Origin of the sequence: Streptomyces sp. (assembly GCF_031181555.1) — a bacterium.
In the GTDB taxonomy this organism is placed as follows: domain Bacteria; phylum Actinomycetota; class Actinomycetes; order Streptomycetales; family Streptomycetaceae; genus Streptomyces; species Streptomyces fimbriatus.
Map to the genome: position 1 here is coordinate 12,641 of NZ_JAPSKQ010000050.1, position 14,843 is coordinate 27,483.

Genomic DNA, 14,843 nt, shown 5'->3' on the forward strand with positions numbered 1-14,843 from the left:
GCCCCTGCCGGTCACCCACGTGCCGCCCCGCTCAGCCCCTGCCGGTCGCCCACGTGCCGCCCCGCTCAGCCCCGGTCGACCATCCAGGTGCCGTCCTCCTCGTCGTCGACCCGCACCTCCAGTTCGCGCAGGCTCATGCCGGCCTCCCAGAGTTCCCTGAAGCGCTTCATCCGGTCCTGGACGTGGTCCGGTCGCGCGATGAGCCGGGTCCTGACGTTGACGTCGCGCAGGTCCTGGTCGATCTCGAAGGACACCGTCTCGTCGTAGACGATGAAGTCGTTGGTGGTGCCGCGCAGCAGGTGCGGCGGCAGTTCCGGCAGGACCGCCACGCGCACCTCGATGTGCAGCACCTCCTGTTCCTCGCACAGCCGCAGCAGCCGGTCGTCCAGTTCCCGCGCGCTCTCCAGCAGGAACAGCCGCCGTACCGGCACCCCGTGTTCGACGATCGCCTCGTGCTGGGCGTGGAGGTAGCGGCTGGCGGGCTCGCTGTTCCAGAACTCCCGGTCGACGGAGGTGCTGGTGGCGCAGATGGACTGCTCCGCGGCGCGGGTGAGGGTGAGCATCCAGTCGTGGTTCTCGCCGGGGCACTCCGCGGTCAGGGTGGTGAGGTCCGTCATGTGCCCGATGACCCGCTGCATCTCCAGGCGGACGAAGGTGGACAGGATCGGGGGTCCGGGCGCCAGGACCTCGGCGAAGTTGGCGGCCAGGTCGGGCACCGCCTCGATGCGGACCCGGGCCGGCGCCGGCGGGGGCTCGGCGGGGCGGTCCAGCGCGACGAGACGGGTCTCGACGAGTTGCCGCATGTCCTCGGTGTGCCGGGTCAGGCCGCTCTGCAGAGCGTCGTGGCGCCGCAGCCCGTCCCGTACGGTGGCGGCCGTCTCGGCCAGCAGGCTCTCCGTGCGCCGGGCCCGTTCCTCCGCCGCCCGGTCCGGGCCGATCAGGTGCTGGACGGCCACCGCGGCGGCGGCGCAGAGTCCGGCGGCGGCGAGTTGCCGCGCCGGACCGTCCTCCGGGCTCAGCAGCGCGGCGGCGCCCCAGGCGAGGAGGCCGAGGACGAGGCCGACCAGCAGCCTGCGCGGCCACGGGCCCGGGTCGGCCTTGCGGTCCGGCCCGTTCGCCGCGAGGGCGGCCGCCGGCCGGTCCGGGAGGGATTCCGTGCGGGGCGGGCCCTGCGGGCCGGGGATCTTCCCGTTGCCCGCACGGTCCGGCGTGCCCGTCGTGCCGGGCGGGCCCACCGTGTCTTCGGGCTGGGGTGACTGTGCCGTGCTCATCTCGCTTCTCCCCCCGTTGGGATGCGCGTCGGATCGGGATGCGGGGATGTGCGTGGGGTCGGGCCGGGTCCACTCGGGGCCGGTGGGCCTTCGGGGTGTCGGGTCAGGGAACCGGCTCCACCTCCCGGTGCGGCGAGGGGATCGCGTGCAGGGTGAGCTGGTCGCGGATGCGCTGCACCAGCGTCTGCCACTGCCGGGTGAAGCCGGGCCGTTCCTCCAGCACGTCCCACAGCGGGGCGAGTTGCTCCGCCACCCGGGCCCGTGGCATCCACAGGTGCAGCAGGTGGTCGACGGCGGGCCGCAGCGCCCTGACGACGGGGGGACGGTCGTCCTCCGCCGTCGGCCGCGGACGGGCGGGCGGTGGAGCGGATCCCAGACGGATGCCGTCCAGGATGCGGACCACGGTGGTGAGCAGCCAGTCGTGCAGGGCGAGGTCGTCGCAGAGGCCGGCGACATCGGCGCTGCGGGTGTCCTCGGGGACCCGCAGCCGTACGGTGCGCAGCTCGTCCTCGGCGAGGGTGAACCGCTCGATCGAGGGGCCGTCACCGGGGTCCGCGGGCAGGGCCACCCAGCGGAGCCGGGTGGGGCGGGACTTGAGGGGCGGCCGCTGGTCGAGCAGGGGGTGGCGCAGCAGCCGCGTGAGCAGCCCGCCGGCGATCAGGCCGACGTCGAGGTCGCCGTGCCGTCCGCCGGCGAGCAGCCCCTGGGCGACCGCCTCGCGGGGCAGTGTCCCGAACGGCTCGACCACTCCGGGCCGCACCAGGTAGTGGCCCCAGGGCCGGCGGTGGTCGGGACCGGCGGCGGGGACGCGGAAGTACGCGGAGCTCTGCAGGACGCGTCCCTCGGTGAGCGAGGCCCGTGCGGCGACCGTACCGACCGCGCGGACCCGGGAGCCGTTGGCGCTGGGCAGGGGGCAGTCGACGCCGGTGAGGATGTCGGGGGAACGTCCGTAGAGGTTGGGGCGCTCGGAGAGCAGGACCCGCTCGTCGGCGCGCAGTCCGAGGAGCTGGGCGGCGGCCCGGCTGTCGAGCGCCTGCTGGGCGGGCAGCAGACAGGTGCGGACCTCGCCGCAGGCGAGCACGGCGTGCGGTGCGCTCTCCCCCGGCCGCACGTCAGGCCCCCGCGTAGAAGACGTAGGAGACGCGGTCGGCCACCGAGTCGGGGACGGCCACGGCCTCGCGGGCGGACCGCTCGGTGACCTGGCGCAGCGCCTCCGGGTCCACCTCGGTCTGGTCGAGGATCACGCGGACGGCGTGCTCGACGGGTAAGAACCGGTTGGGCAGCACCGAGCAGGTCCGGTAGGCGGCGAACGGGTCCGCCCGGGGGTTGAGCCGGATCAGCGGGGGCAGTTCGTCCCAGTCCTCCGGGAAGCCGGAGGCGGTGTGCGGGTGGGGGACGAGGACGGGCTCGCCCTGGTTGCGCAGCAGTCCGAGGCGGGCGAGCTGCCACACCGCGGCGAGGAAGGGGCAGGACCAGGTGCGGTGTCCGCCGGGGGTGTCGCTCCAGAGTTCGACGTCCAGGAAGACCGAGTGGCGGCGGGCGGCGGTCTCCTTGGGCGGCTGCCAGGCGGTGGCCTTCTTCATCGCCTGCGGGGCGCGTGCGACGGGGCTGCGCTCGCCGTTGGCCAGCCAGCCGGTCTGGGTGGCCGGCGGGCGGATGCCGTAGCTGCCGGGCGGCGGTTCCTCGACGAGGCGGCCGGCCACCGCCTCGGCGACCGGCACCTTGCCGGCGTCCGCGCAGGCGGACTCGCGGGCCAGGTAGTCGACGACCAGTCCGGCCCGGTCGGCCTCCGCCAGCAGCAGCGGGACGAGTTCGGCGGGGCTGGAGAAACGGGTGAAGTAGTCGTCGATCAGGAAGCAGGTGCTGATCCGGGGGCGTCTGCCGCCGGCCCGGTCGGCCGCGACGGTGCGCGCCGCCTCCACCCAGGGGCGGACCCGGTCGAAGTGGTGCCGCAGGTGTTCGGGGCCCGCCTCGAAGTCCTCCATGTAGAAGTGGCCCAGCTCCAGGGAGAGGTGGGACAGGGGCACCGCCTGGGTGCGTGGTTCGGCGGTGGTTTCGCGGAACACCGCGTCCGTCATGGCCGCCCCCAGTGGGAGTCGTCGGTCAGGCGCCGGGCGATCTCCTCCAGCGCCTCCAGGGTCTCCTTGTTGGCGATCTGGGTGGCGAGCACGTCCTCTTCGGTGATCAGCTGTTCGCGCCACTGCAGGATGGGCTCCAGCGGTACGACGCCGAGGACGACGCTGTCGCCGATGCGGTGCTCGGCGGCGAGCCGGCGCAGCGCCTCGTCGCAGGCCTGCATCCAGGCGGCCTGGGCGGGTGAGCCCTGGGCCCACAGCGGCGACTCCGGATCGGGCACGGCGGCCCGGACGAAGCGGATGTTGTCCCGCAGGGTCTGCTCGTCGTGCCCGCGGTCGACACCGCCCTTGATGATGCCGTTCTCCTTGTGGACGAGTCCGGAGGCGGCGATCACGTGCTGGCGGGTCCAGCGGTGGAAGACGAGCCAGCGGAAGGGGACGTAGCGCATCCGGGGGTGGGCCGTCGCCGCCAGGACCATGTCCACGGCGTAGCTGCGGCCGGCGCTCAGGTCCACCACGACGAGGTCGAACTCGCCGTGGAGCCGCAGCAGGAGGTCGGCGCACCGCTCCAGGGCGTCCTCACCGGTGGCGAACTCGCCGCCGCCGGCGTCGCCGGGGAAGAGGACCAGGCGTCCGGACTGGTTGGGCCGGGCGCGCAGCAGGGGGTGCTCGGTCTGCCGCCAGACGTCGATCCTGGCCGGCTCGGTGACGTCGCCCTCCAGGTAGGAGTGCAGGCCCCGTTCCTCGGTGCCGCGCATCGCGCCGGGGACGTCGAAGACGGCGGCGGCGGTCGGCGAACCGAAGTCGAAGTCGACGTACGCCACGTGATCGCCGGTGAGGGCCCGCTGGTAGGCCAGATTGGCGCTGGTCACCGAGCGGCCCGTGCCTCCTTTGTCGGAGGCGGCGAAGACGAGCACGGCTCACACCTCCTGTGCGGCGGCGCCCCGGGCCTGGGCCAGGGTGTCGAGTTCCTGGAGCACGGGCAGGGCCAGCGCGAAGGCGGTGGCGGGCCGGTCGTCGACCAGGCTGCGGGCGTGGTCCAGACGGCTTTCTATGCTCCGCATGGCCCGTGCCCGGCTTCCGTCGGCGACGGCGGAGGCCTCCAGCTGTTCCTTGCCGAACAGATGGGTGGCCTCGCTGAGCAGCTCCCGGGCCAGCTGGGCGAGTTCGGGACTGCGGATGGGCTGCTGTTCGTACAGGTTGCGGGCGGCGACCAGGCACTCGGTGACGCGTTCGGTGATGCTCCAGGACAGGCGCCGGTTGAGGCCGCGCGCGTCCGGGTAGACGGCCCGTGCGTTGTCCCAGAGGCCGGCGCCCTCGCCCTCCTCGATCCGCCGGTTCCACAGGTGCTCGAACGTCTGCTCGGCGAGGCGCAGCAGGCGGTCCTGGGCGTCGATGTTCCGGGAGAGTTCGGCGAGCTGGATGATCCGCTTGAGCAGCTGGGCCGAGAAGTCGGTCATCCGCCACTGCAGGAGCGCCCCGGAGCGTTCGGACCCGGCGAGCGGCATGGTCACCCCCGGGTCGTGCAGTCCGACGGCGGGGTCGTTCCGCGTCATCCGGCTGGTGACCCGGCCGCGGTCGGCGAGGCGCTCCATGATGGCGACGGTGCGGGTGAGGTCGTCGTCGGTCGCCTTCCGGCGGACCAGGTCGTGGACGAGGATGGCCGCGACGGTCAGGGAGAAGTACTCCGACTCCAGCCGCAGGCCGGTGGTCTGCCAGGGGAGGTCCTCCAGGGGCCAGCGCTCGCTGCCGAAGCGGGCGACGGCCGACCAGTACTGCTGGCTGAGCTCCCAGCGCAGACGCAGGGCCTCGGCGAGTTTCTGCTGATCGGTGTCGAGCAGGCCCAGGGTGAGGGTGCGGTCGGAGAAGAGGTCCTGGATGCCGTCGAGGGCGACCACGGTGAAGTACACGTAGGGCAGCCGGTCGGCGATGCCGTCGGGCTGGCCGGGGACCTCGACGCTCAGGTCGGTGATCTTCGGCGCGTCCTTGACCACGCCCCAGGCCCAGCCGCACTCGAAGAGCTGGCTCTCGTCGCGGATGCTCTCCTCGACCTCGATGCCGCGGCTGAGGCTTTCGATGATGGTGGCGCGCAGCGGGCGGAACCGGCGGGAGAACTGCTGGAGCACCGCCCGGTCGGACTGCCTGTTCTGCCCGATGACCTGGATCAGCCGCCGGCCCTGTTCGGACTCGGCGTCGAACACGTTGACGGTGAAGGAGCGCAGCAGGTTGATCATCGCGGCGGTCAACCGCGTGTTGGTGGCCTCTCTCAGCTCACCGAGCGCCTTCCGCACGTCGGGGCGGGTGGTGCTGCTCTCGTAGACCTTGAGGAACCCGAGGGTGGCGAGGCAGAGCGTGACGGACATGGAGTAGGAGTCGACGACTCCTAACTTGCCCTGCTCGTAGGTGAGTTCACCGTCGGGGTCGGCCGGTTTGAAGTACGGCCCGCCGGCGAAGGTGGGACTGTCGTCCGGCCCCGTGTAGGTGCGCATGAACTGGGTCAGCGCGGTGATCAGGTTGGGAGGGATCTCCAGCCGGCTGCCGACCCGCTCCAGGGAGCGCAGCACGTCCCGCTCGGTGGTGTCGGGCTGGTCGAGGCGGAACGCGGGGACCTCGGTGGCGGGATACAGCAGACAGAGCAGCCGCTCGGCGTCCGCGACGCTGCTCAGCCCGTCGGTGTCCCCCCAGACGAGTTTTCCGTCGTCGAACATCTGGCGGGCCGCGGCCCGCCAGATGTCCAGCAGGTGCTGGCGTGGCTTGATCTGCATCCCCGTACCCCTCGTACAGATCCGGTTGCCCTGTGTTCAGACATGGTCCCCGTTCCTACAGGGCGGCAATCGCCGAATTCCGCCGCCCCAGCGCGAGAATCATTCCCTCGTGTCCCGGCCGCACCATGTGGTGCAGGTCGTGGATTTCCAGCTCGGCGGTGAATTCCTCCAGGTTCTCGCGGACCTGGTCCTCATTCACCCGGTAGGCCGGATACCGGTGGTCACCGACCTGGTATCCGACCGACTCCTTCATGAACGCGGCGGCGAACGGCGCCCCCTCGTTCAGCGCGTCCATGAAGCACCGCACGCCCCGCCGGAACTCGTCGGGACACTCGGACATGGAATCGGCGACGAAGAACATCGTCCCGATGTCCCAGCGCCGCTGCCCGTCGAGATCGAGCAGGTTGGCCCGCTCCACCCGGACGATCTCGCTGAACCGGCTCCTCGGTTCGACGTCGCGGTAGGCGGGAGCCTCGCGCAGCACCTCCCAGAAGGCGTCCCAGGCCGCGTCGTAGCCCGCGGGGGACACCTGCCGCTCCAGGTACTCGACGTTCGGACGCGCGTACTCGAGCAGCAGGATCTTCTCGCACCAGGGGAGCATGGACAGGGCGGGATAGAGGTTCGCGCCGGCACCGACGTCGACACCGCGCACCGAATCCGGGACGCCCCGGGCGAAGCAGCGGCTGAAATAGTCGCGCATCAGCCGCACGATCAGCAGATCGACTTCGAGCGGGGTCCGGTAATTGAGGTCGACGTACACCTCTGGATCGAACTTCGACCACGGTGCGTCGGCGTTGCGATCCATCATCACCCTGCCGTGTTCCCTCGAGTGTCGGACAAGACCGTGTGCCCTGTCTGCGCGTCCCCTTCGTTCCAGAGCGGACGTCGGCAGGTGAAGCAGCATCTCCGGTGCTCGCACGGTAGGCCGCCGTGGCACACGGAGACAGCCAGGAACACGCCAGTCCTCAGGGGACGGGCGCACGCCAGGCGCACGTCAGCATATCCCCGCACACCTGAACTCGCCCTTGCACGCGGTGAGTTGGGCGCCCACTCTAGCCAGGAGCAGCCACCGGACACCACCGGGAGTCTCATTCCTCCGGGGGAACGGGCCGGTGCCTGCCGCGTTGACGTCCGCACGTCCCGACTGGGGGTGGCATGACCGCCGAACCGCTGGAGCGCGCCCTGGACCGCCACGAGCGCCTCGGGGGAACCGCACCGTCCCCGGGCCCGCGGCGCCTGGTCCTACGGGCGGCACGGGAGTCCGACCTGCCCGAACTGCGGCGGCTCGACGGGGAGGTCTTCCAGGAGGTCGCCTACCCGGCGTTCCTGCTGCGCCAGCTCTACGACCTGTACGCCGAGCACTTCCTGGTCCTCGACGACGGCGAGGGCCGCCTGCGCGGCTACGTCCTGGCCGCCACCACGGCGCTCAACCGCGACAGCTGGATCCTCGGCCTGTGCGTGACCGAGGACCGCCGCCGGCACGGACTGGGCCGGGAGCTGATGCTGGAGGTCCTGGCACGGCTGCGCCACAGCGGGATCACACGGGTCCGGCTGACCGTGGAACCCGCCAACCGTGCCGCGATCCTGTTGTACCGCTCCCTGGGCTTCCGTCCCGAGCAACCGGACGCGGGCCTGCGCCGGGACTACTTCGGCCCCGGAGAGGACCGCCGGGTCATGCACCTGGAACTCCCCCGGCTGCCCTGAACCGCCTCCCGTCCGTCAGGACGTCACGACGGCGTCCGTGCCGCCGCCAGCAGGCGGGTCACGTCCTGCGAGCAGATGGTGAGGGCCGCGCCCACGGTGGCCAGGGCGTCGCGTTCGGCGGGGGTGTAGGGGCCGTCGGCGAGGGCGATGCGGGCGCCCTGGAGGAGGATCGATTCACGGCCGGGGGCGGCGAGGTGCGGGGCCAGCGGATCCAGCGCCTCGTGCAGTTCGATGGCGAGACCGGCCGCGCAGGGTCCCCCGGTGAACCGGCCGGTGTCCGCCTCCAGCGCCTCGACGAGCGCGGCCAGCTGTTCCTCCGTGCAGTCGTCGAAGCCGGCCGCGCGCACGGCGGCCACGGCCGTCTCCAGCGACGCGCGCGAGCAGGTGCCGCCCGCGGCGAGCACCGCGAGGGCGACGGTGTGCACGGCGTCGCGGAGCATCGCGGAGAAGCGGGTGGTGGTGGGGTGGTCCAGGACGTCGGTGCCGAACTGGTGGCGGCAGGCCGCGCATTCGACGACCGGCCCGGTCGCTCCGCGCGGCAGCACGGGCACGCCGAGGAGGACGAAGCGGCGCTGTCCGGTCAGCCGCTGGTAGTTGCGGTCGCCGCCGCAGCCGGGGCAGAAGAACTCGCCGTCGCCGACGGGCGTCCAGGTGGTCCTGGTGCCCAGGAGGCGCGACAGTCTGGCGGCAGCGGCACGGCCGTCGGGTCCCCGTCCTGGCAGCACGTCGCACCTCCGTAACTCCCCCGCTGCCTGAAGGGCGCGGGTGGGGCCCCCACGGCACCATCGCCGCGCACGCGTGATGTTAGCCACATTCGTGAGGCGGAGTCAGTACCCGGGACGAGACCTCTCCGTGACCTCCACAGCATTTGGCCGGTATGCGACGGGGCTCCGCCCGCCCGGAAAGGCGGACGGAGCCCTCAAACCCCACGAAATGGCTGCTCAGCGCGTTGCGCGGTTGACGGCCGAAACGACCGCCTTCAGCGAGGCGCGGGTGGTGTTCGCGTCGATTCCGATGCCCCACAGGACCTTGTCGCCGATGGCGCACTCGATGTAGGAGGCGGCCTGCGCGGAGGCGCCCTCGCTCATCGTGTGCTCCTGGTAGTCCAGCAGGCGGGCGTCGACGCCGATGCCCTGCAGTGCGTGGAAGAACGCCGAGATCGGGCCGTTTCCGGTGCCGACCAGGGTGGTCTCCACGCCGTCGACCTCGGCCTCCACCGTCAGGGTGTCGACGCCGTCGCGGTCGGTGGTGGACTGGCCGTTCCTGACCTGGATACGGCCCCAGGGGTTCTCCGGGTTGGGCAGGTACTCGTCCCGGAAGATCGCCCAGATGTCCTTCGGGGTGACCTCGCCGCCCTCGGCGTCCGTCTTCGCCTGGATGATCTTCGAGAACTCGATCTGCATCCGGCGCGGCAGGTCCAGCTTGTGGTCGTTCTTCAGGACGTAGGCGATGCCGCCCTTGCCGGACTGCGAGTTGACGCGGATGACGGCCTCGTAGGAGCGGCCGACGTCCTTGGGGTCGATGGGCAGGTACGGCACCGCCCACTCGATGTCGTCGACGGTGACGCCCTTGGCCCTGGCGTCGGCCTCCATGGCGTCGAAGCCCTTCTTGATGGCGTCCTGGTGGGAGCCGGAGAAGGACGTGTAGACCAGGTCGCCCACGTACGGGTGGCGCGGGTGGACCTCCATCTGGTTGCAGTACTCCCACGTACGGCGGATCTCGTCGATGTCGGAGAAGTCGATCTGCGGGTCGACGCCCTGGGAGAACAGGTTCATGCCCAGGGTGACCAGGTCGACGTTGCCGGTGCGCTCGCCCTGCCCGAACAGGCAGCCCTCGACGCGGTCGGCGCCGGCCATGACCGCCAGCTCGGCCGCCGCCACCGCCGTACCGCGGTCGTTGTGCGGGTGGGCCGACAGGCAGACGTACTCGCGGCGGGACAGGTTGCGGCCCATCCACTCGAAGCGGTCGGCGTGCGTGGACGGGGTGGAGCGCTCGACGGTGGCGGGCAGGTTGAGGATGATCTCGCGGTCCGGGCCGGGCTGGTAGACGTCCATCACCGCCTCGCAGACCTCCAGCGCGAAGTCCAGCTCGGTGTCGGTGAAGATCTCCGGGCTGTACTGGTACCCGAACTCCGTCTCCGGGCCCAGCAGCTTCTCGGCGTACTCCATGACCAGGCGGGTGCCGTCGACCGCGATCTGCTTGATGTCGTCCCTGGAGCCGCGGAAGACGACCCTGCGGAAGACCGGGGCGGTGGCGTTGTACAGGTGGACGGTGGCGCGCCTGGCGCCCTTCAGGGACTCGACCGTCCGCTCGATCAGGTCCTCGCGGGCCTGGGTCAGGACGGAGATCGTGACGTCGTCCGGGATGGCGTCCGGGTCCTCGACGATCGAGCGGACGAAGTCGAAGTCGGTCTGGCCGGAGGCCGGGAAGCCGACCTCGATCTCCTTGTAGCCCATCGTGACCAGCAGGTCGAACATCGCGCGCTTGCGGGCGGGCGACATGGGGTCGATCAGGGCCTGGTTGCCGTCGCGCAGGTCGGTGGAGAGCCAGCGGGGGGCGGTGGTGATCCGGTTGTCCGGCCAGGTGCGGTCGGGGATGTCGACCTGCTCGTAGCGGCCGTACTTGTGGATCGGCATGGAACTGGGCTGCTGGCGGTTCGCCATGATGCGGGGGCTCCTCGATGGTCCGCGGTGTGTCCTTGACGGAACGGCCGACGGCGCAGCGCCACACTCCGCGGGGAGGGGGTCGGCCTCTACTGCAGACCCTCACCGCGGCAGCTAAGGAGAAGCAGCCCGAAACGCATGATGCTCCGCAGCTTAACCGAGACGTGCTGCGTGCGGGGGTCCGTATCAGTATGCGGGACCCCCAGGAGGAACGGGACAAAGAGTGCCGTATACCACTGGAAGGTGCCGCGGAAGACGGATTGGCGGCGGATTTCCCCCATCGTGGTCGCGGATGGTGACAGGTCCGTCACGCGGTGCGATGGTGCGGGACATGACCACCAACGGGGGCTTCGAGCCCGTCTTCTGCACCATCGTCCCGCCCCACGTCCTCGACCGGCTGGCGCAGGCCGAGGACCCGGCGCTCGCCGGCCCCGCGCGCCGGACCCTCCAGCGCGACGCCTACGAGCGCACCCAGCGCCGCCTGACCACGGTCGTCGGCGCCCCCGCCGTCGCCCCGCGCGCCGCGGCCGAGCCCGGCAAGCCGCACCGCACCGTGTACGACGCCCGGCACGGCACCGACCTGCCGGGGAGCAAGGTGCGCGGCGAGGGCGACGCCCCCGGCAAGGACGCCACGGTCAACCGCGCCTACGCCGGCCTCGGCGCCACCTTCGAGCTGCTGCTGAAGGTGTACGCGCGCGACTCGATCGACGGCAACGGGCTGCCGCTGGACGCGACCGTGCACTACGACCGCGACTACAACAACGCCTTCTGGAACGGCGAGCAGATGGTCTTCGGCGACGGGGACGGGGAGATCTTCCTCGACTTCACCCTCCCCATCGACGTCATCGGCCACGAGCTCGCCCACGGCCTCACGCAGCACACGGCCAACCTGACGTACTTCGGCCAGCCCGGCGCGCTCAACGAGTCCGTGTCGGACGTCTTCGGCGCGCTCATCAAGCAGTACACGCTCGGTCAGACCGCCGCCGAGGCCGACTGGCTGATCGGCGCGGGCCTGCTCGCCCCGCGCGTCACGGGCAAGGCGCTGCGCTCGATGAAGGAGCCGGGCACGGCGTACGACGACGACGTCCTCGGCAAGGACCCGCAGCCCGCGACGATGGACGACTACGTCCGCACCGGCCGCGACAACGGCGGCGTCCACATCAACTCCGGCATCCCCAACCACGCCTTCTACCTGGCGGCCACCACCCTCGGCGGACACGCGTGGGAGCGGGCGGGACAGGTCTGGTACGACGTCCTCACGGGCGGCGAGCTGAAGCAGGACGCGCTGTTCACGGACTTCGCGACCCTGACGGTGAAGGCGGCTCGCGCGCGGTACGGGGAGGGCGAGGAGCTGCGGGCGGTGGCGAAGGCGTGGGAGCGGGTGGGGGTGCGCACGCTGTAGTTCCGTACTAGACACGGACCCATGCGCATTCAGGTGAGACGCACCGGTGGATTCGCGGGCATCGAGCGGCGCGCCGAGGTGGACACCTCGGGACGCGCCGACGCCTCCGAGTGGCACGCCCTGGCCGAGCGGGCCGTGGCCGCGGGCCGGGACACGCCGCCGGCCGGGGTACCGGACGGCTTCAGCTACCGGATCACGGTGGACGGGAGAACCGTCTACTGCGCGGATCCCCGGCTGACGGACGAGCAACGCAAGCTGATCAGCCGCGTCCTGAAGGAAGGGGCGTGACGGTCCCCGGGTGCCCGGGCGTTGACTTCCGTTACCGCGGGTACGGATGATCCGGGCCATGGCGACGACGAACCCGGTGCCCCGCTTCCCGGCCGGCTTCCAGTGGGGCGTGTCCACCTCGGCCCACCAGATCGAGGGCGCGGTCCGGCTGCGCGAGCCGTCCGTGTGGGACGCCTTCACGGACCGGCCGGGACGGGTGAAGGACGGCTCGACGGCGGCGGTGGCCTGCGACCACTACCACCGCTACCGCGAGGACGTGGCCCTGCTGGCGGGGCTGGGCGTGAACGCGTACCGCTTCTCGGTCTCCTGGCCGAGGGTGCTGCGCGAGGGCGGCCTGGACTTCTACGACCGGCTGGTGGACGAGCTGTGCGCGGCGGGCGTCCGTCCGGTGCCGACGCTGTTCCACTGGGACCTGCCGCTGGCCCTGCACGAGGCGGGCGGCTGGCTGAAGCGGGACACGGCGGCCCGGTTCGCCGAGTACGTGTCGCTCGTCGCCGGCCGTCTGGGCGACCGGGTCCGGCAGTGGATCACCCTCAACGAGCCCGCCGAGCACACCCTGCTGGGCCATGCCCTGGGCACGCACGCGCCGGGTGAGCGGCTGATGTTCGGCGCGCTGCCGGTGGCCCACCACCAGCTCCTGGCGCACGGCCTGGCGGTACGGGCCCTGCGCGCGGCCGGGGCCGCGGAGGTCGGCATCACCAACTCCCACGGGCCGACCTGGCCGGCGTCACCGGAACCGGTGGACGTGGAGGCGGCGGACTTCTACGACGTCCTGCTGAACCGCCTGTTCGCGGACCCCGTGCTGCTGGGCGCCTACCCGGAGGGCTTCGGCGAACTGATGCCGGGTGAGGTGGGGGCCGACCTGAAGGTCATCGCGGAACCGCTCGACTTCTACGGCGTCAACTACTACGCCCCGACGAAGGTGGGCGCCCCGCAGGGCGAGGAGATCGACTTCGGCGGGGTGCGGATGCCGGCCGAACTCCCGTTCTCGGTGCGGGAGATCGAGGGCCGCCCGCTGACCGACTTCGGCTGGCCGGTGGTCCCGGAGGCCCTGACGGAGCTCCTCACCGCCTTCCGCACCCGCTACGGCGACCGCCTCCCGCCGGTCGTCGTCACCGAGAACGGCTGCTCCTACGAGGGCCTGGACGACCAGGACCGCATCACCTACCTCGACGGCCACCTCCGCGCCCTGCACCGGGCGCTGGAGGCGGGCGTGGACGTGCGCGGCTACTTCGTGTGGTCCCTGATGGACAACTTCGAGTGGGCCGAGGGCCACGCCCGTCGCTTCGGCCTGGTCCACGTCGACTTCACGACGCTGCGACGGACCCCGAAGGCGTCGTACCACTGGTTCCGTGAGGTGCTGCGGGCGCAGCGCGGCTGAGCGAGCGGAGCCGGGGCTCAGAACCCCAGGCGGCGCAGCTGCTTCGGATCGCGCTGCCAGTCCTTGGCGACCTTGACGTGCAGGTCCAGGAAGACCGGCGTGCCCAGCAGGGCCTCGATGTGCTTGCGGGACTTGATGCCGACCTCCTTCAGGCGCTTGCCCTTGGGGCCGATGACGATGCCCTTCTGGCTGGGGCGCTCGATGAACAGGTTGGCGTGGATGTCGAGGAGGGGCTTGTCGGCCGGGCGGTCCTCGCGCGGGAGCATCTCCTCGACGACCACGGCGATGGAGTGCGGGAGCTCGTCGCGGACGCCCTCCAGGGCCGCCTCGCGGATCAGCTCCGCGACCATGACCTGCTCGGGTTCGTCGGTGAGGTCACCCTCGGGGTAGAGGGCCGGGCCCTCGGGCAGCAGCGGGATCAGCAGGTCCGCCAGCAGGTCGACCTGCTTGTTCGCGGCCGCCGACACCGGGACGATCTCCGCCCAGGTGATCCCCAGCTCCTGGCCGAGCTGGTCCACGGCGATCAGCTGCTCGGCCAGCGCCTTGCCGTCCACCAGGTCGGTCTTGGTGACGATCGCGACCTTCGGGGTCTTCTTGATCCCGGCCAGCTCCTTGGCGATGAAGCGGTCGCCGGGGCCGATCTTCTGGTCCGCGGGGAGGCAGAAGCCGATCGCGTCGACCTCCGCCCAGGTGGTGCGGACCACGTCGTTCAGCCGTTCGCCGAGCAGGGTGCGCGGCTTGTGCAGGCCGGGGGTGTCCACCAGGATCAGCTGCGCGTCCGGCCGGTGCACGATGCCGCGCACGGTGTGCCGGGTGGTCTGCGGCCGGTTGGAGGTGATCGCCACCTTCTGCCCGACCAGAGCGTTCGTGAGGGTGGACTTGCCCGCGTTGGGACGGCCCACGAAGCAGGCGAAACCGGCTCTGTGGACAGCGTCGGCCGGCTGCTCGGATGACTGGGTACGAACACTCATGCCGCCCATTGTCCCTGATCCCGGGAGCCCCGCCGTACCACCGCCCGGAACGGCCGGGCCGGCCGGGGCCGAAGACCCGTGGGGGCCCGGACCCGGCCGGCCGGTGGTGTGGGTCGCCGGTGTCAGTCGAAGACGAACGGGCCCGGTGACTGCGGCCCGGTCGCCGTGCAGGTGACGAAGCCGAACGCGGTCACCTTCAGCGAGCCGCCGTACGCCCCCAGGCTGTCGCCGGAGGCCACGGTCCCGGTGAGCGGGCCGGCTCGAGCGGGTCGCCGGCCGCCATGGCCGGGTTCCCGGTGCCCTTGAAGACGGTGGTGCCGCCG

13 protein-coding genes and 1 pseudogene are annotated in these 14,843 nt (G+C 71.7%); 4 read left to right on the forward strand and 10 right to left on the reverse strand.

Translation table 11 applies throughout. The annotated features are described in order from the left end of the window. Positions 1-65: 65 nt before the first annotated feature. The 6 genes from RIM90_RS13235 to RIM90_RS13260 all read right to left on the reverse strand — a co-directional run bounded on the left by RIM90_RS13235 (position 66) and on the right by RIM90_RS13260 (position 6,919). Entirely contained in the window at positions 66-1,271 is a 1,206-nt protein-coding gene (locus tag RIM90_RS13235) for a hypothetical protein (RefSeq protein ID WP_309060866.1), read from the reverse strand. A 103-nt stretch (positions 1,272-1,374) separates the two neighbouring features. After that, a complete protein-coding gene (locus RIM90_RS13240) occupies positions 1,375-2,382 on the reverse strand; it encodes an SCO2521 family protein (RefSeq protein ID WP_309060867.1) in 1,008 nt (335 codons plus the stop codon). Position 2,383: 1 nt separating this feature from the next. After that, positions 2,384-3,349 (reverse strand): SCO2522 family protein, encoded by a 966-nt coding sequence (locus RIM90_RS13245; RefSeq protein WP_309060868.1) that lies wholly within the window; start codon positions 3,347-3,349, stop codon positions 2,384-2,386. Then, positions 3,346-4,263: an SCO2523 family variant P-loop protein gene (locus tag RIM90_RS13250; protein WP_309060869.1), complete on the reverse strand. Its 918-nt coding sequence runs from the start codon at positions 4,261-4,263 to the stop codon at positions 3,346-3,348. The genes RIM90_RS13245 and RIM90_RS13250 overlap by 4 nt, the downstream gene beginning before the upstream one ends. A 3-nt stretch (positions 4,264-4,266) precedes the next feature. Next, entirely contained in the window at positions 4,267-6,111 is a 1,845-nt protein-coding gene (locus RIM90_RS13255; RefSeq protein WP_309060870.1) for an SCO2524 family protein, read from the reverse strand. A 55-nt stretch (positions 6,112-6,166) separates the two neighbouring features. Beyond that, positions 6,167-6,919: an SCO2525 family SAM-dependent methyltransferase gene (locus tag RIM90_RS13260; RefSeq protein ID WP_309060871.1), complete on the reverse strand. Its 753-nt coding sequence runs from the start codon at positions 6,917-6,919 to the stop codon at positions 6,167-6,169. Between the two features lie 347 nt (positions 6,920-7,266). Here RIM90_RS13260 and RIM90_RS13265 point away from each other — a divergent pair, with 347 nt between their 5' ends. After that, positions 7,267-7,815, forward strand: a complete 549-nt coding sequence (locus RIM90_RS13265) for a GNAT family N-acetyltransferase (protein WP_309060872.1) — start codon at positions 7,267-7,269, stop codon at positions 7,813-7,815. Between the two features lie 23 nt (positions 7,816-7,838). Here the strand turns inward: RIM90_RS13265 and RIM90_RS13270 are convergent, their stop codons facing one another. After that, positions 7,839-8,540: a TerB family tellurite resistance protein gene (locus RIM90_RS13270; RefSeq protein WP_309060873.1), complete on the reverse strand. Its 702-nt coding sequence runs from the start codon at positions 8,538-8,540 to the stop codon at positions 7,839-7,841. A gap of 216 nt (positions 8,541-8,756) precedes the next feature. After that, positions 8,757-10,478 (reverse strand): 2-isopropylmalate synthase, encoded by a 1,722-nt coding sequence (gene leuA, locus RIM90_RS13275; RefSeq protein WP_309060874.1) that lies wholly within the window; start codon positions 10,476-10,478, stop codon positions 8,757-8,759. A gap of 331 nt (positions 10,479-10,809) precedes the next feature. On the opposite strand from leuA, the gene RIM90_RS13280 reads away from it, so the two are divergent. From RIM90_RS13280 to RIM90_RS13290, 3 genes are read left to right on the forward strand one after another with little or no spacing between them, the layout of a single operon-like run. Next, positions 10,810-11,880 (forward strand): M4 family metallopeptidase, encoded by a 1,071-nt coding sequence (locus tag RIM90_RS13280; RefSeq protein ID WP_309060875.1) that lies wholly within the window; start codon positions 10,810-10,812, stop codon positions 11,878-11,880. A 21-nt stretch (positions 11,881-11,901) separates the two neighbouring features. After that, positions 11,902-12,168: a protealysin inhibitor emfourin gene (locus RIM90_RS13285; RefSeq protein ID WP_309060876.1), complete on the forward strand. Its 267-nt coding sequence runs from the start codon at positions 11,902-11,904 to the stop codon at positions 12,166-12,168. A 46-nt stretch (positions 12,169-12,214) separates the two neighbouring features. Then, a complete protein-coding gene (locus RIM90_RS13290) occupies positions 12,215-13,549 on the forward strand; it encodes a GH1 family beta-glucosidase (protein WP_375165438.1) in 1,335 nt (444 codons plus the stop codon). Positions 13,550-13,566: 17 nt separating this feature from the next. Here RIM90_RS13290 and era read toward each other — a convergent pair whose 3' ends face one another. Beyond that, positions 13,567-14,520 (reverse strand): GTPase Era, encoded by a 954-nt coding sequence (gene era, locus RIM90_RS13295; protein ID WP_309060878.1) that lies wholly within the window; start codon positions 14,518-14,520, stop codon positions 13,567-13,569. Between the two features lie 122 nt (positions 14,521-14,642). Next, a pseudogene (locus RIM90_RS13300) lies at positions 14,643-14,843 on the reverse strand (hypothetical protein); the annotation flags it as partial.